At 56.0% G+C, this 2,051-nt stretch carries 3 protein-coding genes; 2 read left to right on the plus strand and 1 reads right to left on the minus strand.

From position 1 onward, the window contains the following. Positions 1–236 precede the first annotated feature (236 nt). Positions 237–764, plus strand: a complete 528-nt coding sequence (locus tag A3A5_RS0118780) for a hypothetical protein (RefSeq protein WP_018312077.1) — start codon at positions 237–239, stop codon at positions 762–764. A 78-nt stretch (positions 765–842) separates the two neighbouring features. Continuing rightward, positions 843–1,043 (plus strand): hypothetical protein, encoded by a 201-nt coding sequence (locus A3A5_RS43445; protein WP_157637258.1) that lies wholly within the window; start codon positions 843–845, stop codon positions 1,041–1,043. 128 nt (positions 1,044–1,171) lie between these two features. On the opposite strand, the gene A3A5_RS0118785 is transcribed toward A3A5_RS43445, so the two are convergent. Beyond that, complete coding sequence (locus tag A3A5_RS0118785; RefSeq protein WP_157637259.1) at positions 1,172–1,768, minus strand: hypothetical protein; 597 nt, start codon at positions 1,766–1,768, stop codon at positions 1,172–1,174. Positions 1,769–2,051: the final 283 nt, after the last annotated feature.

Here is a 2,051-nt window from a genome sequence, read left to right on the forward strand (position 1 = left end):
GAAGTTCAGGGGAGAGGGGCATGCTTGCTCCTGTGAGTTGGACGAGCAGCCATTGTCGGGGGCGAATTCGGCGCGGATGCGGAGGGTTTTCCTAGCGGGATTGCATGCCCGAGCGCGGCACTTGTCCCAAATACAAGAGTGAAGTGTTGTCAACTTGCAACCCTGAGAGGCTGGGTACGACCTAAAATTGTCGGCCCTTCAATTGGCAAGGGCATTCGCGCACACAAGGGAGACAAATGTCGGCGAGGTATGAGGCCCGGAAGAGGTTCAATGAGCAGGTGCAGAATGCGGTCAATGAGGCACAGGAGACGGTGCGAGGACTGTTGGAGGACCCTTCAGCTCAAATTGAAATTGTCCATACATTAGAAGTGCTGGACATCATTCGTGGCTGGGGAGCGACTGCGCAACTAAACTGGGAGCTGGCTCGCCGGAAATGCAGCTCGACGACGAAGAGCTGCTTCATCGGGATTCGCACTAGGGATGTAGTCTGTATTCTCAGTCTCTTACGGGTGAGCCGTGCAGGGGAACTTACGACACTGCTTTTCCTGGAGCGGGACTCGGCCAATACCGAGATCGCCGGCTTGGGCTTTATTGCAATCGATGTCGTACTCGATGCCGTGGCGCGGTACTTTGAATCCGATCTTATTGTGATTGATAAGCCACTAAAAGTGGTGGTCCCATTCTACGAGGCGAACGGTTATACGAAGGCTCGAATGATCGGCAAGACGGTGAGTACGATGACGCGCCCCGCCAAAAAGCAGTAGAATACTCCTAACGAACTTTCCGATTGATCAGATGTGATCCCCGAGCATTCGGGCACGAGAAATCAAGAGGACCTCACTATGGACCTGAAAACTGGCCGTCTGGCACCAAAGGTGCGTCGCACTAAAGACGCTGCAGATGCTGCAGCGGTGGACCGCGTGCGTGCTCTATTTGCTCGACCGGAAATGAGCGTTGAGGCGTTGAAGAAGCGCGCTGAGATCGCTAAGAATTGGGAACAGGCGAATGGCATGGGCGGCGCGTACGCCGGCGTTCGGCGCTAAAGCCGTCTCCCCAGCAGCAGCACAGAAAAAACCCTGCGTTGCAGGGTTTTTTTTCGTCCGCTTTGTGCGGACGCAGCGCACGAGCTATCAGCTGGCTGGGGATGCATGACCAAACAGGCCGCGCAGAGCTAAAGGCGATATTTTGCTCTCCGGCGCAGTTCGGCAAGCGTCTCATGCTCCGGCGCGGAGGGCTCGACTTCGAGGCGCTGAATCAGGTTCTCGATACCGTCACCCCAGAGCGTCGAACTATTGGGCAATATCCTCCAGAGGAGATCAACCAATGCCGGGCAATGGTCTGCAACGATTCGTTCGTCGATCTGATAGAAGAGTGATCCTGGCACGCGATCCGAAGCTTGGACGAGTCGACGCTGCAAAAGCGTTACGGCTTCAGTGAACCGAGCAGGAATGGCCAGAGCAAGTCCGACGAGCCGTGCCGTCATTTCGGTAGTTCTCACAATGCTCTGCAGCGGCCAGACCTTGTCAATAAACCTCAACGCCTGATCGTCCATGGTCCCCGCAGCCTTCTTGCTCCACATCGCCAGGTGCCGAATGACAAGCTCGCGGAAGACGTTATCAGATCTGACAAGAATCTCTCGCAACTGAAGATCGGAAACCTTCTCCTTCTGAGCGGGGCCGTCTTTTTCCAGCCAGCAGTTGAGCAATGTGGCTGCGAGCACGCCAACGGCACCCTTTGGGAGTTGCTGCTCATAAAGCCGTTCGAGCATGTGTGGTCGAAGCTCTTGGACCAGACCCAATGGCAAAGTCTTAGTTGCGAGCGTGCCTTGAAAGAACGGGTCCGAGCTCTCGGGCGATGGCGCAAGTGTCAATAGATGAGCTCGCACCCACTCGGGATCGTGAGCGTACAACCATTCCAATCGCGTTGCGATCATAAAGATCGCACGTTGCCGATGTGGTGTGCGTGAGCACGGGATTCGATGGGCGCACGGGCACGGTAAATGATGGGTGGCTGCGGTCTGGTCCATCGCCAATGTTGCAGGTCGTCGGGTG

This window comes from Cupriavidus sp. UYPR2.512, assembly GCF_000379565.1.
In the GTDB taxonomy this organism is placed as follows: Bacteria; Pseudomonadota; Gammaproteobacteria; order Burkholderiales; family Burkholderiaceae; genus Cupriavidus.

Coding starts and splice junctions, on each gene's coding strand:
- A3A5_RS0118780 (WP_018312077.1), top strand. CDS start 237: ATGTCGGCGAGGTATGAGGCCCGGAAGAGGTTCAATGAGCAGGTGCAG.
- A3A5_RS43445 (WP_157637258.1), top strand. CDS start 843: ATGGACCTGAAAACTGGCCGTCTGGCACCAAAGGTGCGTCGCACTAAA.
- A3A5_RS0118785 (WP_157637259.1), bottom strand. CDS start 1,768: ATGCTCGAACGGCTTTATGAGCAGCAACTCCCAAAGGGTGCCGTTGGC.